Origin of the sequence: Domibacillus antri (assembly GCF_001936625.1) — a bacterium.
GTDB classification, from domain to species: Bacteria; Bacillota; Bacilli; order Bacillales; family Domibacillaceae; genus Domibacillus; species Domibacillus antri.
On record NZ_MSDU01000003.1, the window covers coordinates 22593 to 46097 of the forward strand.

Annotated in this window: 23 protein-coding genes, 2 pseudogenes and 1 riboswitch; of the genes and pseudogenes, 5 read left to right on the forward strand and 20 right to left on the reverse strand. The window is 43.8% G+C overall.

All coding sequences use genetic code 11. From position 1 onward, the window contains the following. Positions 1–2: 2 nt before the first annotated feature. The 4 genes from BTO30_RS00335 to BTO30_RS00350 form a co-directional block, all read right to left on the reverse strand. Positions 3–761 carry an iron ABC transporter ATP-binding protein gene (locus tag BTO30_RS00335; RefSeq protein WP_075396731.1) on the reverse strand — a complete coding sequence of 253 codons (759 nt, stop codon included), beginning with the start codon at positions 759–761 and terminating at the stop codon, positions 3–5. Beyond that, positions 761–1708 (reverse strand): iron chelate uptake ABC transporter family permease subunit, encoded by a 948-nt coding sequence (locus tag BTO30_RS00340; RefSeq protein ID WP_075396732.1) that lies wholly within the window; start codon positions 1706–1708, stop codon positions 761–763. Before BTO30_RS00340 ends, BTO30_RS00335 begins: the two co-directional genes overlap by 1 nt. After that, positions 1701–2651 (reverse strand): ABC transporter permease, encoded by a 951-nt coding sequence (locus BTO30_RS00345; RefSeq protein ID WP_075396733.1) that lies wholly within the window; start codon positions 2649–2651, stop codon positions 1701–1703. Before BTO30_RS00345 ends, BTO30_RS00340 begins: the two co-directional genes overlap by 8 nt. 105 nt (positions 2652–2756) lie before the next feature. Next, positions 2757–3185: a MarR family winged helix-turn-helix transcriptional regulator gene (locus tag BTO30_RS00350; protein WP_075396734.1), complete on the reverse strand. Its 429-nt coding sequence runs from the start codon at positions 3183–3185 to the stop codon at positions 2757–2759. 318 nt (positions 3186–3503) lie between these two features. Here BTO30_RS00350 and BTO30_RS00355 point away from each other — a divergent pair, with 318 nt between their 5' ends. Both BTO30_RS00355 and BTO30_RS00360 read left to right on the forward strand, forming a co-directional pair. Continuing rightward, positions 3504–5627, forward strand: coding sequence for an MMPL family transporter (locus tag BTO30_RS00355; RefSeq protein ID WP_245796268.1), 2124 nt, complete (start codon positions 3504–3506; stop codon positions 5625–5627). Between the two features lie 106 nt (positions 5628–5733). Beyond that, positions 5734–6297, forward strand: coding sequence for an FAD-dependent oxidoreductase (locus BTO30_RS00360; protein WP_075396736.1), 564 nt, complete (start codon positions 5734–5736; stop codon positions 6295–6297). Positions 6298–6420: 123 nt separating this feature from the next. On the opposite strand, the gene hflX is transcribed toward BTO30_RS00360, so the two are convergent. The 10 genes and pseudogenes from hflX to nirB all read right to left on the reverse strand — a co-directional run bounded on the left by hflX (position 6421) and on the right by nirB (position 15450). After that, positions 6421–7689 (reverse strand): GTPase HflX, encoded by a 1269-nt coding sequence (gene hflX, locus BTO30_RS00365; protein ID WP_425429436.1) that lies wholly within the window; start codon positions 7687–7689, stop codon positions 6421–6423. A gap of 87 nt (positions 7690–7776) precedes the next feature. Next, positions 7777–8163: a DUF302 domain-containing protein gene (locus BTO30_RS00370; RefSeq protein WP_075396737.1), complete on the reverse strand. Its 387-nt coding sequence runs from the start codon at positions 8161–8163 to the stop codon at positions 7777–7779. An 87-nt stretch (positions 8164–8250) separates the two neighbouring features. Then, positions 8251–9072 carry an undecaprenyl-diphosphate phosphatase gene (locus BTO30_RS00375; protein ID WP_075396738.1) on the reverse strand — a complete coding sequence of 274 codons (822 nt, stop codon included), beginning with the start codon at positions 9070–9072 and terminating at the stop codon, positions 8251–8253. A 51-nt stretch (positions 9073–9123) separates the two neighbouring features. Further along, positions 9124–9426, reverse strand: a complete 303-nt coding sequence (locus BTO30_RS00380; RefSeq protein ID WP_075396739.1) for an AbrB/MazE/SpoVT family DNA-binding domain-containing protein — start codon at positions 9424–9426, stop codon at positions 9124–9126. A gap of 79 nt (positions 9427–9505) precedes the next feature. Then, positions 9506–10105 (reverse strand): alpha/beta hydrolase, encoded by a 600-nt coding sequence (locus tag BTO30_RS00385; protein WP_075396740.1) that lies wholly within the window; start codon positions 10103–10105, stop codon positions 9506–9508. Positions 10106–10187: 82 nt separating this feature from the next. Next, on the reverse strand, positions 10188–10997 hold the full coding sequence (locus BTO30_RS00390) for a formate/nitrite transporter family protein (protein ID WP_075396741.1): 810 nt from the start codon (positions 10995–10997) through the stop codon (positions 10188–10190). A 119-nt stretch (positions 10998–11116) separates the two neighbouring features. Beyond that, a pseudogene (cobA, locus tag BTO30_RS00395) lies at positions 11117–11866 on the reverse strand (uroporphyrinogen-III C-methyltransferase). A 12-nt stretch (positions 11867–11878) separates the two neighbouring features. Then, on the reverse strand, positions 11879–12697 hold the full coding sequence (locus BTO30_RS00400) for a formate/nitrite transporter family protein (RefSeq protein ID WP_075396742.1): 819 nt from the start codon (positions 12695–12697) through the stop codon (positions 11879–11881). A 15-nt stretch (positions 12698–12712) separates the two neighbouring features. Continuing rightward, positions 12713–13030: a nitrite reductase small subunit NirD gene (nirD, locus tag BTO30_RS00405; RefSeq protein WP_075396743.1), complete on the reverse strand. Its 318-nt coding sequence runs from the start codon at positions 13028–13030 to the stop codon at positions 12713–12715. A 14-nt stretch (positions 13031–13044) separates the two neighbouring features. After that, entirely contained in the window at positions 13045–15450 is a 2406-nt protein-coding gene (gene nirB / locus BTO30_RS00410) for a nitrite reductase large subunit NirB (protein ID WP_075396744.1), read from the reverse strand. A 181-nt stretch (positions 15451–15631) separates the two neighbouring features. Here nirB and BTO30_RS00415 point away from each other — a divergent pair, with 181 nt between their 5' ends. Continuing rightward, complete coding sequence (locus BTO30_RS00415) at positions 15632–15961, forward strand: MerR family transcriptional regulator (protein WP_075396745.1); 330 nt, start codon at positions 15632–15634, stop codon at positions 15959–15961. An 18-nt stretch (positions 15962–15979) separates the two neighbouring features. Here the strand turns inward: BTO30_RS00415 and BTO30_RS00420 are convergent, their stop codons facing one another. After that, the gene (locus BTO30_RS00420; RefSeq protein WP_075396746.1) at positions 15980–16810 is read right to left on the reverse strand and encodes a methyl-accepting chemotaxis protein; all 831 of its coding nucleotides are present in this window, start codon (positions 16808–16810) and stop codon (positions 15980–15982) included. A 224-nt stretch (positions 16811–17034) separates the two neighbouring features. Continuing rightward, positions 17035–17216: riboswitch (Lysine riboswitch) on the forward strand. A 72-nt stretch (positions 17217–17288) separates the two neighbouring features. Here BTO30_RS00420 and BTO30_RS00425 point away from each other — a divergent pair. Next, the gene (locus BTO30_RS00425; RefSeq protein ID WP_075396747.1) at positions 17289–18692 is read left to right on the forward strand and encodes an amino acid permease; all 1404 of its coding nucleotides are present in this window, start codon (positions 17289–17291) and stop codon (positions 18690–18692) included. Positions 18693–18849: 157 nt separating this feature from the next. Here BTO30_RS00425 and BTO30_RS17895 read toward each other — a convergent pair. The 4 genes and pseudogenes from BTO30_RS17895 to BTO30_RS00440 all read right to left on the reverse strand — a co-directional run. Further along, positions 18850–18957 (reverse strand): annotated as a pseudogene (locus BTO30_RS17895) (DsrE/DsrF/DrsH-like family protein); the annotation flags it as partial. An 85-nt stretch (positions 18958–19042) separates the two neighbouring features. Then, positions 19043–19798, reverse strand: coding sequence for an ABC transporter permease (locus tag BTO30_RS00430; protein ID WP_075396748.1), 756 nt, complete (start codon positions 19796–19798; stop codon positions 19043–19045). 1 nt (position 19799) lies between these two features. Next, positions 19800–20813 (reverse strand): ABC transporter substrate-binding protein, encoded by a 1014-nt coding sequence (locus BTO30_RS00435; protein ID WP_158023550.1) that lies wholly within the window; start codon positions 20811–20813, stop codon positions 19800–19802. Positions 20814–20833: 20 nt separating this feature from the next. Then, the gene (locus tag BTO30_RS00440) at positions 20834–21628 is read right to left on the reverse strand and encodes an ABC transporter ATP-binding protein (RefSeq protein ID WP_211272803.1); all 795 of its coding nucleotides are present in this window, start codon (positions 21626–21628) and stop codon (positions 20834–20836) included. 258 nt (positions 21629–21886) lie between these two features. Here BTO30_RS00440 and BTO30_RS00445 point away from each other — a divergent pair, with 258 nt between their 5' ends. Next, on the forward strand, positions 21887–22426 hold the full coding sequence (locus tag BTO30_RS00445; RefSeq protein ID WP_075396750.1) for a tyrosine-type recombinase/integrase: 540 nt from the start codon (positions 21887–21889) through the stop codon (positions 22424–22426). A gap of 143 nt (positions 22427–22569) precedes the next feature. Here BTO30_RS00445 and BTO30_RS00450 read toward each other — a convergent pair whose 3' ends face one another. Beyond that, positions 22570–23256: a universal stress protein gene (locus BTO30_RS00450; protein ID WP_075396751.1), complete on the reverse strand. Its 687-nt coding sequence runs from the start codon at positions 23254–23256 to the stop codon at positions 22570–22572. Between the last annotated feature and the right edge of the window lie 249 nt (positions 23257–23505).

Sequence of the window (23505 nt, forward strand, 5' to 3'; positions counted from 1 at the left end):
TATTAGCTGAAATAGACGCAAATTTTTTGATTATTAATTTCTTGAATCGACATATCCATCCCATAAATCTGCTTTAACGTCAGGCTTGTGATAATTTCATTGACAGTTCCCTGCGCTTCGATTTTGCCGTCTTTTAACGCCACAATGTAATCGGAATAAACAGACGCAAAGTTAATATCGTGAATGACGATCAGCACCGTTTTGCCGAGCTCATCCGCAAGGCGGCGGAGCACTTTCATAATTTGGACGGAATGCTTCATATCCAGATTATTAAGCGGCTCATCAAGTAAAATATATTCCGTATCCTGGGCAATCGTCATCGCGATAAACGCACGCTGTTTTTGCCCGCCGGACAGCTGGTCCAAATATTTATCCTGCATATCTTCAAGCTCCATGTAGCGGATCGCTTCATCAATATATACGTGATCTTCTTTCGTCAGCTTGCCTTGCGAATAAGGAAAGCGGCCAAACGAGACAAGATCCCGTACAGAAAGACGCAGGCTTAAATGGTTCGACTGCTTTAAGATGGCAATCTTCTTCGCCAGATCCCGGCTTTTCGTTTCCTTCACTTTTTGCCCATCGATCAGCACTTCCCCGGAGTCGGCGCTCATCAGCCGGCTGATAATGGAGAGAAGTGTACTCTTCCCGGCACCATTCGGACCGATAAAAGAAGTAATTTTGCCTTTTTCAATATTGACTGACACATCATCAACGACCGCTTTTAATCCGTATGATTTCGAGACTGAATGTACTTCTACCATTATTTTTTACTCTCCTTTAATAACAAGTAAATAAAGTAAATGCCACCGATGAAATTAATGATCACGCTGAGCTGTGTGGAAAACGTAAACACGTGTTCAACGAGCATCTGCCCGCCGGCAAGCGCAACGACTGACACAAGTGCGGATGCGAAAATTAACGTAGAGTGCTTATACGTTTTAAACATTTCATAGGCGACGTTGACGACGAGCAAGCCCAGGAAAGTAATCGGACCGACAAGTGCCGTCGCTACTGAAATCAAAATGGCGATAATGACTAAAAGCCGTTTGACGGTATAGTCGTAATCAACGCCAAGGTTGATCGCCGTGTCTTTCCCTAATGAAAGCACATCCAAATATTTAACAAACTTCATTAAATAAAGAAGTGTTGCACCTGTTAACGCGATGGCCATCATAAATACTTCCGTCTGAATATTATTAAAGCTCGCAAACATGCGGTCTTGAATAATTTGAAACTCATTCGGATCAATGAGCACCTGCATAAACGAGGTGAAGCTGCCGAAAAACGTACCGAAAATTAAGCCTAAAAGCAGCAGAAAGTAAATGTTCTGGCCTTCACGGCGAAACAGCAGACGGTAGAGGACAAGGGCGAATAAGACCATAAAACCGACCGAAATCGCAAAATTAACCTGCTTGTTCATAACCGTCAAGCTAGTTGAACCGAGGAAAAATACAAGCGTCGTCTGAACGAGCATGTAAAGCGAATCGAGACCGATAATGCTTGGTGTTAAAATCCGGTTATTTGTAACGGTTTGAAACAATAGCGTCGCAATGGCAATAACGGAACCTGTCAGCACAATCGCGGCGATTTTTTCAGCGCGGCGCGGCAACGCGTAATCCCAGTTTGGTCCGAGTTCAATAAACAAATAGCCGGCGATCGATGCGGCCGCTAAAATGACTAATAATATAAGTTTGCTTTTTTCACGCATAATCCCGTCTCCTCATCAACAAGTAAATAAATATTCCGCTTCCGATGACACCGACTGTCAGACCAATCGGAATTTCGTACGGAAAGATGAGAATTCGGCCGAGAATGTCGCAAAACAAAATGAAAACCGCACCGAGCAGCGCTGTGTCAGACAGGCTGTTTTTTAAGTTATCGCCTTTGTAAATTGACACAATATTCGGAACGACAAGACCGAGAAAAGGAATAAGTCCAACCGTCAGCACAACAAGTGTTGTCGATAAGGCAACGATGACAAGACCGACATTAACCGCCTGCTTGTAATTCAGACCGAGGTTGCGCGCAAAATCTTCACCCATGCCGGCAATCGTAAAACGGTCTGCAAATATGTATGCAATGATAACGAGCGGGATACTGATATACAGCATTTCATAGCGCCCTGCCGTAATCATCGAAAAATCTCCCTGTAGCCAGGCTGACATGTTTTGAATTAAATCGTGTTTATACGCAAAAAACGTTGTAATGGAGCTGATAATGTTCCCGAACATTAAACCGACGAGCGGAATAAAAATCGGATCTTTCATTTTGATCCGGTCAAGAATCTTCATAAATAAAAACGTGCCGGCAAGCGAGAAAATAAACGCAACGATCATTTTTTCAATCGGACTCGCTGCCGTAAAAACGATGAGCGCGATTAAAATACCGAACCGGGCAGAATCCATCGTCCCTGCTGTTGTCGGTGACACGAATTTGTTGCGGCTTAACTGCTGCATAATAAATCCGCTTATACTGAGCGTTACACCAGCAATTAAAATACTGATCAGTCTCGGAACACGGCTTTGCCAGAAAATTTGCGTCTGCTGGTCGCTGAACCGGAACAAATCAAGCGGTGAAATGCTTGTCACGCCGACAAATAATGATGTAAATGATAATAAAATGAGCAAAACAACTAAATAACGTTTTTTCATGACTCGTCCTAACCTTCGTATTGCTGTCATTGAAATAGTGATAGAGAGACTCATTCTCAATTGAACCGAAAAATATAGATGCCGATTGAGAACCGGCAATCACGTTTATGACAAATTTCGGCGAATCAGGTCCAGCGTACGCAAACACTGCTCAAATTCATCCGGATCAATTCCGGCCGAAGCATCCGCAATCGTCTGCATTGCTATCGCATTATAAACGTCTTTCATCCGCTTGCTTTCTTCGGATAAAAACACAAGATTAATGCGTTTATCAGTCGGGTGAGGACGTCTGACAATCAGTCCATTCCGCTCCATGTTCGCAACAAGCCGTGAAACGCTCGGTTCATCCCGTTCATTCAGCACCGCAAGCGACTGCTGAGTTTGACCGTCATGGTCGTACAGGCGGCTTAACACCTGCCATTGCTCATGTGTGAGTGGATACCCTTTTAAACGAAAATACTGGTTCAGCCGATTGGTCATAAGCCGTGAACTCTGAAATAACTTATACCCTAGCGAGTCATCCAGCTTGTACATCACTATTCTCCTTTGACAACTTATCTATTTCATTGTAAAGGAAAGAACTTGTCGACGCAAGTAGTTGTCCGTTAAACAGGCTCTTTTGATGAAGCAGCTCTGAACGTCTCACTGTGACGTTTCCGGCTGGACGAACACTGTCCTTTCATTTTAAGAAATATATCGCTCCTCCCTTCATTTTAAATGAGAACGTTTTTCACAGTTTCATTATAATGATAACGATTTTCATTGTCAATATATTCTTACATTAAAATTTTTTCCATTCTATTCTATTTTTCGATATGATAAAACACGAGACTACAAAAAGGAGCTATCATTTTGAACAATTCAACACCTATTATCCGTTCCTGGAAAATCATTCTCGCCACCTGGCTGATCATTGCTGTCATTTTCGGCTTTTTTGCCACAAAGCTGCCATCGAAGCTTGAAGGCGATGGGTTCCGGACAGACGGCGACTATGAAAAAGTCCAGCAAGAACTGCATGACACATTTCACTATCCTGAAAACACACTGCTTATTTTATTTGAAAAGGAAGAGAGTCAGTCCGCTGAAGAATTTCAAAGTCAAATCCAATCTATTTTAACGGACATTGAGAAAACGAGCGAACCTTCCGCCATCGATTCGCCGCTTGTCAACAATGCATTTATGAAAGAACAATTTGCTTATGCGGCTGTTCATTTTGACGATGAATCGCTCGAAATGGACCCGGTCATCGAAGACGTTCAATCCATCATTAAGGATAAAAACGGCGTTTTCTTGACAGGAGGACCTGTTATTTCGAATGACATCAATCAAGCAAGCCAGGATGATTTGAAAAGGGCGGAATTAATCGGCTTGCCGGTTGCACTGATCGTCTTGCTGCTTGCACTTGGCACCGTAGCCGCTTCTGTTTTGCCGCTCATTATCGGCGGCGTAACGATCGTAATCGGATTCGGCATTTTATCCTTTATTGCCGATTATGTCGATTTGGCCATTTTCATTTTAAACATTGCGCCGATGCTTGGTCTTGCGCTGTCCATCGATTTTTCTCTTTTATTTATCAACCGTTACAAAGAAGAACGCGCAAATGGACGATCGATCGACGACGCAATAAATGTGACCATTTCCAAAGCGGGACATTCGATTTTGTTTTCCGCCATGTGCGTGTTTATTGGGCTCGGTTCCGTCTTACTGATCGATATCGATATTTTTAAAAACGTCGCCATCGGCGGCATGACCGTCATCGCGATCGCCGTTGCTGCTTCCATGACTCTTTTGCCGGCAATGTTAAAATGCCTCGGTGACCGCGTGTACAAATGGAAAATAATCCGCTCAAATCATGACACGTCGAACCGCTGGCGTACGTTTGCCGGCTTTGTGATGAAACGGCCGGTTTTGGTCGCGACTTTGGCTCTGGCGGTTCTCGGAGCAGGGATTTTACCGGTCAAAAATATGAATCTGGCTATTCCGGGTGCCGATGCACTGCCAGCGTCATTTGAATCTCGCACCGCCTATGACACGATTGAAAAAGAATTTATGAAAGAGACTGCTTCAACTGTCTATGCAATCGCTGAACGTGACGGTGGCTGGCTTAACGAAGACGGGTTGACCGTCATGAAAGAGCTGCAAAATAAATTTGAACAAGAGGATCACGTAAGCGGCGTCGATACGTTATTTTCAATAAGCAGTCTGGACGACCCTGCTCAGCTTGCTTCTATGATCAAACAGCCGCAAGCTGCCGGGCTGCAGACGGCGATCGATGGATTAGTGAAAGGCGAGCAGCTGCTCATTCCCGTTTCATTGAACGTGGAAGCTTCGTCTGATGAGGCACAGACGCTTGTCCGTAACTGGAGTGCGGCATATTGGCCTGCCGGGATTCAATTTGGCGGACAGCCAAAATTCAATCAGGAGCTGTACGATGAAATTTACGATAAAATCATTCCGGTGCTTGCTGTTATTTTAATTTCGACCTTCTTTATTTTAATGGCGGCATTCCGTTCCATTATTATTCCGTTGAAGGCGATTTTAATGAATGTCATCAGCCTGTCATCTACATTCGGCATTCTCGTCTGGCTGTTCCAGGGCGGCCGCTTCGGTCTGGAACCGGCGGATATTTCACTTATTTTACCGGTACTTGTGTTCAGTCTCGTCTTCGGGTTAAGTATGGATTACGAAGTGTTTTTAATATCGCGCATCCGCGAATATTACATTGAAACACGCGATAACACATATGCGACGGTTGAAGGACTTGCCGGTACAAGTAAAATTATTACGTCCGCGGCACTTATTATGATCGTCATCACCGGCGCTTTCGCTTTTACCGGTGTAGTACCTGTTAAACAGATCGGCATCGGCATCGCAATCGCGATTGCCATTGACGCAACCATTGTACGTTTACTCCTTGTGCCAAGCTTAATGAAACTGCTCGGTACCGCCAACTGGTGGATGCCGTTTAGAAGATAATGATTTTACCCGCTGCATCATGTGGATCAGCGGGTTTATTCATTGAATAATTATTCAATTATTGCTACTATTCTAATTATAGATTGAATAAAGGAGGATTTTTTTCATGTATGAGATTGCGATTATCGGCGGAGGGCCTGCCGGTGCAAGTGCGGCGCTGTTTTCAGCAAAAGCGGGCAAGAAAACATTGGTACTTGATAATGACAAAGGAATGACAAAACGCGCGTGGCTGGAAAACCATTTAGGACTTCTTGAAATCTCCGGTCCTGATTTAATTGCGGCCGGGAAAAAGCAGGCGGAAAAATTCGGAACAGACTGGAAAAATGAATCGGTGACAACCATCCAAAAAAATGAAAACGGCTTCACGATCGAAACAGAAAGCGGGGAATCGTTCGAAGCGGCACATGTGGTTCTTGCAACAGGCGTCGCGGTCTCACTTGCTGAAGCGATCGGTTTAAAAACGAAAGAGGGCACTGAGCCTCGTATCAAAACGGTGATTGATGTAGATGCAGCTGGAAAAACAAACGTCGACGGCATTTGGGCGGCGGGAACCGTTGCCGGTCAAAGCGTCCATACCATTATTACAGCTGGTGATGGAGCAAAAGTGGCCATTAACGTCATCAGCGAGCTGAATGGCGAACGGTATGTAGACCATGATGTATTGAAATAAGCGGAGATGTCTCAAACGTTCATCAAAAAATCTCCTTCCTATTTCTTTTGGCCGGATTTTCGGTGAATCCGGCCGTCCTTCGTTATCTGCAGCTTATGGAACAGCACCGCGCTAATTGTTCTCTTACTTTACAACATATCTTTTATATTTTTCATAATCAGCCCGGTGGCATTCAACGGTTAATTTTGTGCCGTCTTCTTCATAGGATGTACCAATAATCGCGGCCTGCTCATTAAAGTGAGAGACAATGTCCCCTTCATCATACGGGATTAACAATTCACATCGCACGTATTCTTTAAACAGATGACTTTTCATCACATCCGTCAGCTCCAAAATACCGGCCCGTTCTTTTGCAGATAAATACACCGAATTCCCGGATGCTCCCGGATAATCGATACCGGCAAGATCCGCTTTATTATAGGCGTAAATGACAGGCATGTCTTTCGCGCCGATGTCCTCGAGTGTCTTATCAGTAATGTCGATCATCGTCCAGTGCTGTGGGCTGGATACATCAATGACATGAACGAGTAAATCCGCTTCCGCCGCTTCTTCCAGCGTCGAGCGGAATGCTTTTACTAAATGATGCGGGAGCTTATTGACAAAGCCCACCGTATCAGCCAGTAAAAATTCCTTTTTGTCGGGCAATGTAATGCTTCGGACAGACGTATCAAGCGTGGCAAATAGCATGTCCTTTTCAAAAACTTCCGATCCGCCGCCTTCATACGTTTGCAGCATCGCATTCATTACCGTTGATTTGCCGGCATTTGTATAACCAACGAGAGCCGCAACCGGCATATTGTTTTTCTTGCGCTGCTTTCTTTGCACCGTGCGCTGTTCGGAAATTTTCGCCAGTTCTTTGCGGAGATACGAGATTTTCGTTTCAATTTTCCGGCGGTCGAGCTCGAGTTTTGTTTCACCAGCGCCGCGGTTTTTAAAACCTGATCCGCCCCCCTGGCGTCCGAGTGCAATATATGTCCCGACAAGACGCGGCAGCATATATTGAAGGCGCGCCATTTCCACCTGCAGCTGTGCTTCCTTCGTCTTTGCCCGCCGGCCGAAAATATCCAAAATCAGCATCGTTCTGTCGATTACTTCGCATTCCAGCTCCTTTTCCAGGTTGCGAATTTGTGACGGCGATAATTCTCCGTCAAAAATAACGACGTCGGCTTCCTCATATTCAACAAGTGATTTTAATTCTTCCACTTTCCCTGTCCCCATGTAAAGGGCTGAATGAATGCGAGGCAGGTTTTGTGTCATTTCTCCGCGAACATCAATCCCGCAGGCGTCCGCCAGATTTTTCAGCTCTTCCATCGAATAATCAAAATCATCGCCATTATCAAGGTTCACGCCGGCGATAATGCCTTTTAACTGCTCCAGTTTTGTTTCATTCATACTTTGTCCTCCGTTATAAAAAAACCGCAGACGGCGGCCTGCGGTTTCGATTCGTTTCGTTATTTTATCATGCTTTGTTTGTACAAATCAAACGCGGTCAATAGCGGCCTGCATTTTTCGTTCAACATCCTCTGCCGTTGTTTTCAACGTTTGATCCGCTGAATCCACCTGACTGATCAGTATGGTCGGCTTCGGCATGCCGATTTTCACTTGCCCCTTGTCTTCATACACGGCCATTTTACACGGAAGAAAATAGCCCGCCAGCGGATTTTCAGATAATACTTTTTTCGCTTCAACCGGGTTGCATACTTCTAATATTTTATAATGTTGATCGAAGTCGAGTCCTTTTTCATTAAGCATTTCTTTCACATTAAAGGACCAGAGCACGCCGAATTTTTCTTTCTGCAGCTCTTCTTCAATGCGTTCCGCAGCTTCGTCCACAGTTAAATGGACATCTCTTGTATAATGAAACATGCCTATCTCCTCCTTTCTATTCGTCTTTCGTAGTGTACCCTCCATGGTAAAATCCAAACAAAAAAAGCGGGAGCTGAAGCCCCGCTTTTACAAGAAGAAGAAATAAATAACCGCCGCCAGCACAATCCGGTAAATGGCAAACGGGATCAGTTTCACACGGTTAATTAATTTCAGGAAAAATTTGATTGAGATCAATGCGAACACAAATGCGCTAATAAACCCGATAACGAAAAACGGCATCGCTTCGATCGTGAAATATTGCCAGTTTTTCAAAAGAGAAAGAAAACTTGCGCCGAACATGATCGGCACCGCCATAATGAATGTAAAATCCGCAGCTGCCCGATGACTCATCCCAAGCAAAACACCGCCCGAAATGGTAGATCCTGAGCGGGAAAAGCCCGGCCACAGCGACAAACATTGAATGAGGCCGACTGAAAGAGCTTGTCCATACGTAATTTGATCGACCGTTTCCACTTTTCGCTTCCGTCCGCCGATTAAATCAGCTGCAATCATTAAAAACGCTCCGACAACGAGACCGATTAACACCGTTTCCGTTGAAAATAAATGTTCGTCAATATAATCTTCAAACAAAACACCAAGCAGCCCGGCTGGAAGTAAACCTATTATAACGTGCGTCAAACGAAGGCGGCCGCCTTGTCCACGTGTTTCTTTGTTTAATCCAAGTAAATCAATGAACCGATTTCTGAAGACAAACACAACAGCTAATATCGAACCAAGCTGAATCACGATTTTAAACGTATTTGCTGCATACTTTCCTAAAAATTCTTGCGACTGGAGCCACATGTCATCGACGATAATCATATGTCCCGTTGAAGAGACCGGTGCAAATTCTGTCAATCCTTCGACAATACCAAGGATCACCGCTTTTAAAAGAGTCATAAAATCCATTATTCGTTCTCCTTCTATTGATTTCCACTCTTAAAAATAGCATGTTTTGAATTATACGCCAACTTTTATCCTCATAGACTGAATTTCGTCCAAAAGCCAGACTGCACCTTCTTTACTTAGGACAATATCCCCACTGAACCGCCAATGATTTTTTGAAGCCACGCCCGTCATCATACACACCCGCTCCTCTTCCCGGGCCTGTTCAGGGTCATATTTTTTAAGAATAACCGACTCGTTTTCCTGAGTCATGATAACGGAGTCCAAATGATGTATATTCAGCTGTTCCCGCAAAGCTCTTGGAATGATGACCCGTCCCTCTTTATCGACAATCCGCTTCAATACAATCTCTATCATCATCCGCCTCCAATGATTCATTATCACCATATATATTACAATATTTTTCATTTATGGTAAAATAAAAAGAATGTGTGAGTCACACATTCTTTTTATACCATGCAGCTGCCGCCTGTACTTCTGTTCCGGTCAGCATATGGCCATTTTGTTCCCAGTGAACGGCTGTGGCCGCGCCCGCACGATCCAGCAGCTGCTGTAACTCTTCCGTTTCCTGCGGCGGGCACATCGGATCGTTTTCACCTGCCGCCATAAAGACCGGCGTTCCGGTTAAATCAGGCAAATTAATTCCCCGTCGCGGCACCATCGGATGATGCAAAATAGCTCCTTTTAAGGCATTTTTGTAATGGAAAAGCAGGCTTGCCGCAATGTTTGCCCCATTTGAATAGCCAATCGCAATAATCGAACCGCGGTCAAACCCATATTCTTTTGACGCGTCATCGAGAAACTCATTTAATTCTTTTGTTCGAAAAATTAAATCTTCTTCATCAAAAACACCTTCCGCGAGCCGGCGGAAAAAGCGTGGCATTGCATTTTCTAGTACATTGCCGCGGACGCTTAACACAGATGCTTCCGGGTCTACAGCTTGTGCAAGCGGCAGCAAATCCCGCTCGGTGCCGCCTGTACCATGCAGCATAAGCAATACATGTTCATTTTTCCCTTGCTGAAAAATATGTTTCATGTTTGTTCCTCCGTTTCATTATTTATCTCGAATTAAAGATAATGGTACAGGAGGAACGATGACACGTCAAATCATTTCAATTTTATTCCGTTTCAACAGCAGCCGATGTTTCTATCGGACGCTTTTTATGTGTTGCATATAACGCCACACCGGTAAAGAGTGCCCCTCCGGCAAGATTGCCGAGTGTAACAGGAATTTGATTCCACAGCCACCAGTCTGCCATCGACACATCCGCACCAAACATCATGCCGGCTGGGATGACAAATAAGTTAACGACGGCGTGTTCAAAACCTTGTGCAAAAAAGATGAAAATCGGCAGCCACATCGCCGCTATTTTGCCAATGACACTGCTTGACGTCATCGCCATGACGACTCCGAGCGCCACCATCCAGTTGCATAAAACAGCTTTCACAAAAACGACTGCCAGTCCTGCACTGCCAAGCGCTTCATATCCGGTTGTTTTCATTTCGGCTGTTTTTACAATTTGGTCAATAACCGATTGATCGGCCGAAAAACGGAACGAAATAAAGTAAAGGGAAGCATAAAACAGACAGCCAATTATATGACCAATAAACACCCAGCCCCAGTTCGACCACATTTGACGGGCCGATGCTTTTTTCTCATAAACAGCAAGCGGAATAAGCGCAAAGTTGCCCGTGACAAGCTCCAGCCCGAGCAGCACCACCATGACAAAGCCGGCCGGAAAGATAAGTGCGCCAACGATGCCCATCCCTGTCTGAATAGAAGCCGTCATCGCCAGCGTGACGGCATAACTGATAAAAACGCCGGCAAGCGCACCTCTAATCAGTAAATCTTTAACGGACATGCCCGCTTTTACGGCTCCGGCCTGCACCATATTTTCAATAACCTGTTCAGGCTTTATGTATCCCACGTTTGATTGCTCCTTCGATTTTTTTCTTTTAGTATACAATCAAGCCGTTATGTATGGGAAAAAAAATAAAGCAGATTTGTGACTTACGCACAAATCTGCTTTATCAATTGACCAATCTTTTAATAAGCAGCGGCCACCACTTCCTTCAGCAACAGTTCTCGGCATTTGACCACGTCGCCGACAACGATGATCGCCGGGTTCGAAATCGCGTACTTTTCCGCTTCTTCCACAAGACCGGAAAGCGGTGCGGTCACCACACGCTGATTCAATGTTGTTCCTTGTTCGATAATGGCTGCCATTGTCCCGCCGCTCCGTCCATTTTTCATCAATTCCTGACAGATGTCCGGCAAGTGCTTCATGCCCATGTATACGACGATTGTATCAACGGCGGCCGCTAAATGTGCCCAGTTCACTTCCTTTTTCCCGTTCATTTGATGACCTGTCACAACGGCAAACGAATTGCCAAACTCACGGTGAGTAACAGGAATGCCCGCGTAAGCCGGAGCTGCAATGCCAGCTGTCACACCTGGAATAATGTGAAAAGGAATACCGAATTTTGTTAAATAGGCCGCTTCTTCTCCTCCTCTGCCAAAAACGAACGGATCGCCGCCTTTTAACCTTACGACCATTTTACCTTTGGCGGCGTATTTCACCATAAGCCGATTAATTCGATCCTGCTTCATCGTATGGCACTAAGGTAATTTACCACAAAATATACGGACAGCGGAAGGTTTGGATACATTTAATAACTGCTTATTGACAAGACGGTCATATAAAACCACATCCGCTTTTTGAATCGCTTTTAAGGCTTTCACTGTAATTAAGTCCGGATCACCCGGTCCCGCGCCGACGATATACACTTCTCCCATCCGGGCCGCCTCCTATTCTGTTCCTGTTTTCGCCACGATAACGGATGCCGGTGCCTGTTTCTTTTTATGCGTGGCATAGAGCGCCATCCCGGTAAATAATAAACCCCCGACAATGTTTCCAATAGTGACTGGAATTTGATTCCAGATCCACCAATCGGCCATGGATACATCCGCGCCGAACATCATGCCGGCCGGAATGACAAAGAGATTCACGACTGCATGTTCAAACCCTTGCGCAAAAAAGATGAAAATCGGCAGCCACATCGCCGCTATTTTACCGATGACACTTTCTGTTGTCATCGCCATCACCGCACCGAGCGCCACCATCCAATTGCACAACACCGCTTTAATAAATACAGCGACAAACCCTTCACTGCCCAGTGCCTGATAACCAATTGTTTTTGCTTCAGCTGTTTTGACAATTTGCTCAATAACCGATTGATCCGCTGCATGACGGAATGCTGCGTAATAAAGAATGGCATAAAATAAACAACCAATGATGTGGCCGATAAAGACCCATGACCAGTTCGACCACAGCTGGCTCATCGTTGCTCTTTTTTCAAGCACAGCCAGCGGAACAAGCGCGAAGTTACCGGTCACCAGTTCCAGGCCCAGTAAAATAATCAGAACGAAGCCGACCGGGAATAATAGCGCGCCGACAATGCCGGCTCCGGTTTGCAATGTGGCCGTCATGGCCAGCGTGACCGCATAGCTTAAAAAAACACCGGAAAGCGCACTTCTCAAAAGTAAATCTTTCACAGGCAGGCCCGCCTTCATCGCCCCTGCCTGCACCATGTTTTCAACTACTTGGTCCGGCTTAACAAAACTCATACCGCCACGCTCCTTTTACACAAAAATGTAGACGTCGTCCCCTTCAATTTTCACATCATATGTTTTAACGCATCCATGATCCGGTGCAGCCGCTTTTCCATCTGTCGTGTTAATGCGCCAGTCATGCATCGGGCAAAAGACGTGCTCGCCGCTGACTATCCCTTGAGCGAGCACACCTCCTTTATGAGGACAGCGGTTTTCAATCGCCCGAACATGGCCGTCTGCCAGCTTAAATAAGGCAATTTCCACCGAACCAATCCGAATGGTCTGACCAATCTTTTCAGGCATCTCCTGAAACGACGCGGCCTTTACTTTTTCAATTGTTTTTTCCATTTCAACTGCCTCCTTTATTTTGTTAAGCTGACAAGTTCTGTTTCATACAATTCTTTCCGGATTTTTTTGTTCTCAATGATTTCTTTCCAAGGTTCTTTTGTAACTGACAACGCTTCATCTATACGCGTATTGAACGCATCGCGCGCCGCTTTGTCCGCCAGCACTTCTTTAATATGATCAAGGCCAACACGCTCGACCCAAACAGATGTCCGCTCCAGATATACCGCATCTTCACGGTAGTACTGCATAAACGCGCCAATCATCTCAAGCACTTCATCATTCGTTTTCACTTTGCATAATAAATCTGCTGCCCGTAAGTGTGTGCCGCCGTTGCCGCCGACGTAAATTTCCCATGCACCTTCCACACCCACAACGCCGATATCTTTAATACCCGATTCCGCACAGTTTCGCGGGCAGGCGGATACAGCCATTTTCACTTTATGCGGCGTACCGATTCGTTCAAATTTTTTCTCCATCGCGATGCCCATACTAATGGAATCCTGTGTTCCGAACCGGCAGAAATGTTCACCGACACATGTTTTGACGGTGCGGAGCGTTTTTCCGTACGCATAACCGGATGGCATATCCAGGTCAGCCCATACATCAGGTAAATCTTCTTTTTTGACACCAAATAAATCAATGCGCTGCCCGCCGGTTACTTTTATAAGCGGCACGTCATATTTTTCTGCTACATCCGCAATTTTACGGAGATCTTTCGCCGATGTGACACCGCCGTACATACGCGGGACAACTGAATACGTACCGTCTTTATTTATATTGGCATGCATCCGCTCATTGACAAAACGCGATTCCTTTTCGTCCTCATACTCCATTGGATTGATCATACCGAGATAATAGTTAAGCGCCGGGCGGCATTTCGAGCAGCCATCTTCTGTTTGCCAGCCGAGAACATTCATCACTTCACGTGTATGCGTCAGCCCTTTTTTACGAATCGATTCGACCACTTCATCCCGTGATAATGTCGTACAGCCGCAAACCGGTTCTTTTTGGTCCGCTTTCTCAAATTGATCGCCGAGCGTATGCGCCAGAAGATCAACCACAAGCGGTTTACAGCCGCCGCATGACCGCGAAGCACTTGTGCATGCTTTCACTTCTTCAAATGTTGTTAACCCATCTTGACGGATCGCCGTCGTGATGGTACCTTTTGTGACACCGCTACAGCCGCAGACGAGTTCGCCGTCCGCCATTGCCGCCGCCATATTTCCCGCGGCTTCTTCAGCGGCGCCCATGTATTCTTCCACATCCGCCTTTTTATTGATCAAACGAAGCAGTTTATTTCCTTCACTCGTATCACCAAATAATACCGCTCCGGTCATTTTTCCATCGCGAATGACGATTTTTTTATACATCCCTTTCCAATCATCAAACATTTTGATCGTTTTTGTTTCTTCGTCTTCTGTTATTTCACCGACAGAGAAGACATCAACCCCGGATACTTTTAACTGCGTAGATAAAACAGAACCCGCATAACCTGCTGCCGGCTCACCGCAAATGCGTGCCGCCATCACTTTTCCCTGCTCATAAAGCGGTGCAACGAGACCGTATACCACATCCCGGTGTTCTGCACATTCACCGACTGCGTATACATCCGGAATATTCGTTTCCATGTAATCGTTGACGAGGATCCCCCGGTTTACATCAATGCCGCTTTCTTGAGCGAGCGAAACATTCGGCCGAATCCCCGCCGCCATCACAACGAGATCCGTCTTCATCGTTTCTCCATCACTAAACCGGATGCCTTCCACCCGTTCATCCCCAAAAATTTCAGCTGTCTGTTTATTCATGAAGAAATTCACGCCCTGCTTTTCCAGTTCTTTCTGGAGCAGGCTGCCCGCTGTTTCATCCAGCTGCCGCTCCATCAGCGTGCAGGACAAATGAATGACATCGACATCCATGCCCAGATTCAACAGTCCTCGCGCGGCTTCCAAGCCAAGAAGTCCGCCGCCGATGACGGCGGCTTTCTTGTATTCTTTTGACACACTCATCATTTTTTCACAGTCTTGAATGTCGCGGAATGCCGTTACTCCTTCTTTATCCGCACCAGGGATTGGAACGATAAATGGAAGAGACCCTGTTGCCATAATTAATTTGTCATAAGGAACAATGCGTTCTTTACTTGTTTGAACCAGCTTTGCTTCTGTATCGACCCGCACAACGGTTTCTCCCGGATAAAGTTGAATTCCGTTCTCTTCATACCAGCTCCAGTCATTGAGCGTAATATCTGAAATAGTCGTATCTCCCTGCAATACTTTCGACAATTGAATACGGTTGTAGTTCGGATACTTTTCTGTTCCAAATATCGTTATATGAAAATGATCCGGACGAAGGTTCAAGATTTCTTCAACCGAGCGTACACCGGCCATTCCATTTCCAATCATAACGATTTTTTCTTGATTCATCTTAACATCCTCCTCAGTGGCTGTTGATAGATTTGATTATAGATAACAAATAAGAAGCTGTCATGAATTGTGTAATATTATCTAACACATAAACATTTATGTTATATTAAATAACATTATTTCGTTACACTTTTGACATAACTTCGATATAATACATTTAAAACCTGTTTGAGGTGAGTGTATGACGGATGAAGAAAAAACGTACAAAACAAAAAAAGTGATTACCATCGGCATCGTGAGTGAGCTGACCGGATTATCAGAAAGACAGATCCGCTATTACGAAGAACGGAGGCTCATTTTCCCCGGGCGGTCCGACCGCGGTACACGAAAATATTCATTCGCGGACGTTGAGACGTTAATGGATATCGCCAACCAGATGGAAGATGGTGTGCGGACGTTTGAAATCAGACAGGAAATGAAGAAGAAACCAAGTGAACAAAAAATGAAGCGTAATATGATCAAGGGGCAGCTAAACGCCCGGTTCGGCATTCAAAACGGTCTAAAAAAATAAGACTTGCCGCAGCAAGTCTTATTTCTTTTCCTCTATTAAATATGTATCCAATATTTGCATTGCTTCCCGAAGAGACAGATTAATTTCTTCAATTCCTTTTAATTGATTATCACCGACTTCCACAATATGACCGATTGATCCAGAGATGGACTGCACCACTTCCTGCACATCTCTAATTGACGATTCCATAATGGATGTAAATTCGAATATATTCGTTGATAATTTTTGTATTTCACTCGCGACGACCGCAAATCCCTTCCCCGCTTCTCCCGCACGCGACGCTTCAATGCGTGCATTAATCCCCAAGAGCTGGACGTTTTTTGCAATATAGTTAATATTTTGAATGATATCATCAATTTTTTTCAGTTTTTCTTCCGACTGCTTCTGCTCCTCTGCAAGCGTACTGCTGATCGACACAAGCGAATTGGCTCCGTCATTCATTTTTTCCATATTTGTATTGACAGCAGTAAGGGACGATTCCACATGTTCATGAAATTTTTTTAAAATTTTCTCATATTTCGTTTCAAGTGCAACGCCGAGACCGCCGATCACCTGTCTGTTTTCATCATGAATCGGCACAACGCCGGCAGTCAGCGGCAAATTATACAAATGTTCCGGAATTTTCATGACCATCTTCTTATTTTCTCTCACTGCAGCAAAAAGCGGCGTCTCCCGGCTGACCGTCTCTCCTGCTTTAATGCCCAGATTAAACTTTTCTCCCGGAAAGGAACCGAGACAAACACCATTCTCGTCGATAATCGTCATATTTGAATCAATCGGCAGCGCTCCCTTTAAAACAGGCACAGTCTTTAACAATTGGTCCAGCAGCGGATGTGTATGATTTTCCAAATTAAAACCCTCCGTCTATGCATTGATGACATCATTATAACAATAGACTGACAAAGAAAACATATGATTACAGAAAATTCTAATTCACTATGTCGTATGAAGCGATTGAAACGTTCAGAATCTTAAATAGAATATTCAAAATGATTTTTTAAATTGACAAATATGAAAGGTATTTGCTACTTTCATAACTATATAAATATAATATAAAACCCTCATTACTATCTCGATGGGGTAGAGGTTGCAATAATTAATAGTAGCTTACTTGAAGTCTGATGGGACTGTTGATTGTATGTCGAAAGGAATTATTGCCGAAGTAGGAAAAATCCATTTTATTTTTCTATACTGGGTTTACATCAAACAGGTGTAAAACTGTCACAGATTCTTTCTGTGGAGAGCTATGCTGAGATAGTTTGCGGGGGTATAACCATTTATTTAAAACGCAAAGGTTTTTTCCTTTGCGTTTTTTCATTAGGAGGATATAGAAATGGAGAAGAAATGGGGATTTTGGCTATTAACCGCTATTGTCGTTGGAAATATGGTCGGTTCCGGGATCTTTATGCTGCCCAGCACATTAGCGCAGATGGCGAGTCCATTAGGTGTTGCCATCGCCTGGCTGCTTACAGGTTTTGGTGTATTAATGATCGCACTCGTATTCAGCACGCTTTCGAATCGACAGCCGGAATTAACAGGCGGGCCACAAAGTTATGCCCGTGCACTATTTAATAACCCCAAATACGGAAAAACAGCTGGATTCTCAATGGTGTGGGGATACTGGGTAGCAAACTGGATCAGCAATGTCGCGATCATAACCAGTTTCGCTGGATATTTGTCTACTTTTTTCCCTATTATGAGGAGCGAATATATTCTTTTCACAGCCGGATCTCAAGAAATCGGATTGGGAAGAATCGTAACTTTTATTGTCTGCAGTCTTTTATTATGGGGTACTCATTTTATTTTAATAACAAGTATGACGAGTGCCGGTAAATTAAACTTCGTTGCAACCGCATCAAAAGTGATCGGGTTCATGCTCATTATTACAGCCGCTCTTTTTGCATTTGATTTATCTACTATCGGGGATTTATATACACCCATTGTTGATGGAGAAGGAACATCGCACGGGCTGCTCAGCCAAATTAACCTGGCCGCCATCTCCACTTTATGGGCATTTGTCGGCATTGAATCGGCTGTTATCTTATCCGGACGGGCAAAATCGCAGCGGGATGTCAGCCGGGCAACGGTAACAGGACTTCTCATAGCACTCGTTATTTACATGGCGATTACATTATTAATCATGGGTGTGCTTCCTCAAGAAGTATTAAAAACATCAGATAAACCATTTGTCGATGCCCTCTCTGTCATGATCGGCGATACGGGCGCCACAATTATGGCTCTTTTAGCGATCATTTCGTTATTCGGCTCAACGATTGGCTGGATTTTGTTAAGTTCAGAAATACCTTATCATGCTGCTAAGACTGGGATCTTCCCTGCCTATTTTGCGAAATCAAACAAAAAAGGCAGCCCTGTCCGCGCCTTAACTGTGACAAATATGATGTCTCAAATTTTTATTTTCTCAACGATTTCAGGAACAATCAGTGAAGCTTATACATTTTTAACAACATCGGCGACACTTGCTTACTTAATTCCTTATTTGGTATCCGCCGCCTTTCTTTTAAAAATGACCGTGAAAGGGGATACGTACAATCCCGGCGAAAAAATGCGTATATCGAATGGCATAATCGCTCTCTTTGCCTTCATATATTCCGTATGGGTGATCAAATCTGGAACGGCTGACTGGACGACATTTACGTTAGGGATCGGCTTGTTTTTATTGGGGGTTATTCTTTATCCCCTGCTTATCCGTATTCGTTTAATTAAATCATAATCCAATTGCGCGAACACAGAAAAGAGCGGCCCCTGCTTTTAAGGACGCTCTTTTCTGTTGGCTATTTTATTTATTCCTTTTTTATAAATGACAATCACATTCACTAACCATAACGTTTCAAAATTCGGATCATCGAGTAAAACAACCCGATTAATTACGGCAATGTCATCGCATTATGCTTTTTAATGACCTGTTTGATCATTTTCGGACCCACGCCCGCAAAATCCATGTTAGATAAGCCCATTTTATCCGCTCATTTTGGCATTAAAAAGGCAAATAAAAAGCGTTTTAAAGCGCTTTTCATTTGCCCTTTTTTTCATACACATAGCTGCTTCAATCTTCAAATTTTGTTATGAACGCGGTGCCCAGGAAGCAAATCGTTTCTTTAGCGGCTGTAACAAGACGAGCTCAAAGAATAAAGCCATCAAGCCGATTGTAATAATCCCTACCATAACGAGAGAAGAATTCGCCATTTGGCCGCTCGTTGAAATGAGCCATCCAATCCCGGCATCGCCGCCAATCATTTCGGCCGCGACCAATGAACGCCACGCAATCCCAAAGCCGACAATCACACCGCTGAAGGCAGATGGCATTACTTCAGGCAAATACACATACCGGGCTAATTGAAAACGATTGGCCCCGAAGCTCAAGGCGGCTCTTATATGCGACTGTTTAATTAACTCCATCCCTTGTATCACATTCACCAGGATCGGGAAAAAGGCCGCCATGACGATGACCGCAATCATCGGCGCATTCCCTAAATCGAGCAAAAGGATAAACAATGGCGCCCACGCCATTGGAGGCGTTGCCTGAAAAAAAGAAACAATCGGGTTCAAAAACAACCGAAACGGATGACTTAAACCCGCTAACGTGCCAACGAGAAACGCACTAACCGCCGCTATGCTAAATCCGATCCCTAAACGATATAAGCTGATCCCGACATGGTCATAAAATTCCGCCGATGCCAATTGCACTGTAAACTCATTAATAACAACAAGAGGTCCCGGAAAAATAAGATCAGGATAGCGGCTTGCGATTGCTGTCCAAACAAGAAAAAGAAACGGAATCGATAAACTTCCCCATACCCACTTTTTCCAGCCGATCATGTTACTCTACCCAACCCTGATCAAACATGGCCTCTACATCAAACGGCTGTTCAATCATTTTCAACTCATAGTTCATATCCGCCACTTCTTGATAAAAGGCAAAATCTTCTTCCGTTATTTTGTCATCAAAGCTGTGACGCTCTAACGCTTTTAGCAGGACGTCTTTTGCTTCCCATGCTTTGCCGTTTTGATCTGTGATACCCGGTACATTATAGTTATTCACCAAAATATCAGCAGCTTCATCTTTATTTTCTTGAATAAATTGAATGGACTCTTTATGGCCTGCCATAAATTTTTCGACCGTCTCAGGCTGACTGCTCAACAAGTCCTCTGTCGCTAAGATCACAAGGGCAGGGTCCGGCATTTCCTTTATTACATTTACGCCGCGCAATTCAGCGATGGATAAAAACGGTTCAGCAGCGACCGCTGCATCAACGCTTCCTTTGCTGAGGGCTTGTTCCATGACAGGCATTTGCATTTGGGTAATCGTTACATCCGATTCTGCTAAATTCGCTTCCGGCAAGACGAGTCCGCGAAGAAGAACATCCGCCCCGCTCCCTTTCACAATAGAACCGATTTTTTTCCCTTTTAAATCTTCCACACTTTCAATGCCCGAGTCTGGGTTTACCATCAGGCCGAACTTCCCGTCACTTACTTTTGCGATCGCTTTAATTTCCGCACCGCGGGAAACCCAGTTGACAGCCGCAGGAACGCCGGCATAGGCGATATCCAGTTTCCCCGAAGATAACGCTTTGTATAAATCAGGTCCATTTGAAAAAGAATAAAATTCACTTTTCAATCCCTGTGCATCGATCAACTTTTCACTTTCCGCTATAACGGCGGGTGCATTAGACAAAATATTGACATAGCCAATGCGAATGGTTTCACCGGCATTTTCTTCTGCTGCCTCATCCGTTTCCGAATTGCCGCCGCATCCCGCAAGAATGAGCGTGATTATTGTTAATAACATGAATAAGCGTAATGAGTACTTCTTCTTTGCTGTTATATGTTTCACTTTTTCTTCCTCCATCTTTCTTAAATTCCCGAACCGGATTGTTCCCCTTTGTGGACATGGCCCTCTTTTAAATGTTGAATCAGCTGTCTTTTGTATTCGTTAAATGCGGGCGTCAACCGCACCTCCAAATTGCGGGGACGCGGAAGGGAAACGTCGATTAAATCCAGAATCTCGCCGCCGCCATTTTGCATCACGACCACTCGATCCGATAAATATACGGCTTCATCAATGCTATGTGTGACCAATATAATCGTCATACCGGTTTGTTCTTGAATGCGCATCAATTCATCCTGCATGTTTTCCCTTGTTTGTGCATCCAGTGCACTGAAAGGTTCATCCATCAATAAAATTTCAGGGTTTGTGACGAGCGTGCGTGCAATCGCCACACGCTGTTTCATTCCACCGGATAAATCATGAATACTGGCGTTTTCATAACCGGATAAGCCGACTAATTGAATGGCCTCCATACTTTTTTCGATTCTTTCTTTCTTGTCCATACTTTGTATTTTCAAGCCGAATGCTACATTGTCGATGACATTCAGCCATGGAAAAAGAGCCAAATCCTGAAAGACAACAGCGCGATCCGGTCCCGGTTTTTTAACAGGTGTTTGATTGACGTATATTTCACCGCTTGTAGGCTGGACAAATCCCGCTATCACATTTAATAATGAGCTTTTTCCGCAGCCGCTTGGTCCGACTATGCTGACAAACTCACCTTTCTTTATATGAGCGGAGACATTTTTAAAGATTGTCCTCTTTCCATCATAAGAAAGATTTAGATTTTCTATGGTTAATTTATTATTTTGTTTAACCAAGATCCTGGTCCTCCCTTCTTTGAATTTAATTCCAACTAAATTCATATGATAACCTATTATTAGACTTTATCAATATGTTTAAACAAATTCAACTCCAAATTTCTCGGCTGAATGATGAAAAGGCTTCCTTTTAATTCTAAGGAAACATCAAATAATTCATGAACTGTCCTTAAATGGAATGTGGACATACCCTTATCGTTTGAATGTTACATAAATACATGATACGGTAGTATTAAGTAACATGAGGGAGAGAAGAAAGTGGAATATGTTAACCCGATAAAAAACATTCATGAAATAAAATTAATAAAGAAATTGTTAAAAAAACAATCCAGCCGTGACTATGTTTTGTTTGTATTAGGCATTAATACCGGGCTTAAAATCAACATGCTTCTTTCTTTAAAAATGGATCAATTAGTGGACGATTCCGGTGAGATACTTTCATTTCTTCATATAGACAACCAGCGTATTTACCTTAATGATCAAGTGAAAACGGCATTACGATTTCACTTGGAACAGAATAATCCACCGTTAAACAGCTATCTGTTTAAATCACCAAAGAGTGAATCACCTATTTCCCGGCAGCACGCCTATCGCGTTATCAATGATGCCGCACGGAAAGCCGGAATAAGCGATCAGATTGGCACACATACGCTCAGAAAGACCTTTGGGTACCACGCCTACATAAAAGGGGTCGCTATTTCATTGATTCAAGAACGATTTCATCATGCATGCCCTTCAGATACGTTTCGTTATATAGGTATGGATGATACGGATCAGAAAATAGATGTAAACCTTTAAATTTTATGTGATGGACTTGGGGCAGCATCTTCATTCGGCTGAAGACGGAGCACTTTTTATATCATGCATACAAAAAAGCTATTAGAGAAAAATGGTTCATTTCTCTAATAGCTTAAAGATCAAAGGGCTCTGCTTTATATCAGTTATTTTTCAAAAGTTTCTTCTTTAATAGAAGAGTGAATAGAAGTAGGCTCCGTGATCTTATCATCGGTCACATGAAGCTGGCAGATTTTATTTTCTTTAATGAATTTAAAGACGCCGTTATTAAAATCGGTGCCCGTTTCTTTATAGAATATTCCTTCATGGATCACTTCATCAGAATGAGTAAAGCTAATCCGATGTCCTTCATCAGATTTTACTAAGTATGCTCTTGTCCCATTGTCAAAAAGGTTTTCATCGTCCTCAACAGAGCGGTCGATCGATACCACGTGAAAATCGACAAACGAGATTTCGCGTAACAGCATATTCACAAAGGATCCCTTTTTAATTTCTTCCCAGCGGCTTTGAGGGGACTGTCCCAAAATAATTTGGGTAATATCCAATTCACGCGCGACTTCTGCAATAACTTTAACTGCCGGCCGCTTTTCATTATCGCGGATGATTAATTCTTCTGCGCCGAGCTCTTCAGCCAGAGCTTTCCACTGATCAATATAGGCAGCTTTGTCAGCACTTAATTCCTCTAGAGGAAGTGAATCAACTGTCAAAATGTAAAGCGGGCAATCGAGCATGTTGGCGATTTTGCATCCGCGTTTGATTAGCCGCTCACCATTTGGACCATAATACGCACAAACCAGGATGCTTTCATCCATCCGAGCTCTTAATTTTTTCATACCAGTCCCACCTTTATTAAAAGTTTTAAATTAACTTCATTGTGCCCAAGTCTAGAAACGGAAACAAGTATAATGAAGATACTTTTTTATCCCGAATGTTAGAATAAAGGGGAGTGACAAAAATTTCAACCCTAAAATTTCATTATGGTTACTTTTTATTTGTATTCCCCAATATTCCATAGGGTTCACAAGGATATACTTGTTTATTTATTTTTAATTTCGGATTATTCAAAATGAACAAATCATTAC

What these genes read in the sequence shown, in the direction of transcription:
- BTO30_RS00335 (WP_075396731.1), bottom strand. Translation starts at nt 761, where the DNA reads ATGGTAGAAGTACATTCAGTCTCGAAATCATACGGATTAAAAGCGGTC.
- BTO30_RS00340 (WP_075396732.1), bottom strand. Translation starts at nt 1,708, where the DNA reads ATGCGTGAAAAAAGCAAACTTATATTATTAGTCATTTTAGCGGCCGCA.
- BTO30_RS00345 (WP_075396733.1), bottom strand. Translation starts at nt 2,651, where the DNA reads ATGAAAAAACGTTATTTAGTTGTTTTGCTCATTTTATTATCATTTACA.
- BTO30_RS00350 (WP_075396734.1), bottom strand. Translation starts at nt 3,185, where the DNA reads ATGTACAAGCTGGATGACTCGCTAGGGTATAAGTTATTTCAGAGTTCA.
- BTO30_RS00360 (WP_075396736.1), top strand. Translation starts at nt 5,734, where the DNA reads ATGTATGAGATTGCGATTATCGGCGGAGGGCCTGCCGGTGCAAGTGCG.
- hflX (WP_425429436.1), bottom strand. Translation starts at nt 7,689, where the DNA reads ATGAATGAAACAAAACTGGAGCAGTTAAAAGGCATTATCGCCGGCGTG.
- BTO30_RS00370 (WP_075396737.1), bottom strand. Translation starts at nt 8,163, where the DNA reads ATGTTTCATTATACAAGAGATGTCCATTTAACTGTGGACGAAGCTGCG.
- BTO30_RS00375 (WP_075396738.1), bottom strand. Translation starts at nt 9,072, where the DNA reads ATGGATTTTATGACTCTTTTAAAAGCGGTGATCCTTGGTATTGTCGAA.
- BTO30_RS00380 (WP_075396739.1), bottom strand. Translation starts at nt 9,426, where the DNA reads ATGATAGAGATTGTATTGAAGCGGATTGTCGATAAAGAGGGACGGGTC.
- BTO30_RS00385 (WP_075396740.1), bottom strand. Translation starts at nt 10,105, where the DNA reads ATGAAACATATTTTTCAGCAAGGGAAAAATGAACATGTATTGCTTATG.
- BTO30_RS00400 (WP_075396742.1), bottom strand. Translation starts at nt 12,697, where the DNA reads ATGAGTTTTGTTAAGCCGGACCAAGTAGTTGAAAACATGGTGCAGGCA.
- nirD (WP_075396743.1), bottom strand. Translation starts at nt 13,030, where the DNA reads ATGGAAAAAACAATTGAAAAAGTAAAGGCCGCGTCGTTTCAGGAGATG.
- nirB (WP_075396744.1), bottom strand. Translation starts at nt 15,450, where the DNA reads ATGAATCAAGAAAAAATCGTTATGATTGGAAATGGAATGGCCGGTGTA.
- BTO30_RS00415 (WP_075396745.1), top strand. Translation starts at nt 15,632, where the DNA reads ATGACGGATGAAGAAAAAACGTACAAAACAAAAAAAGTGATTACCATC.
- BTO30_RS00430 (WP_075396748.1), bottom strand. Translation starts at nt 19,798, where the DNA reads ATGATCGGCTGGAAAAAGTGGGTATGGGGAAGTTTATCGATTCCGTTT.
- BTO30_RS00450 (WP_075396751.1), bottom strand. Translation starts at nt 23,256, where the DNA reads ATGAAAAAATTAAGAGCTCGGATGGATGAAAGCATCCTGGTTTGTGCG.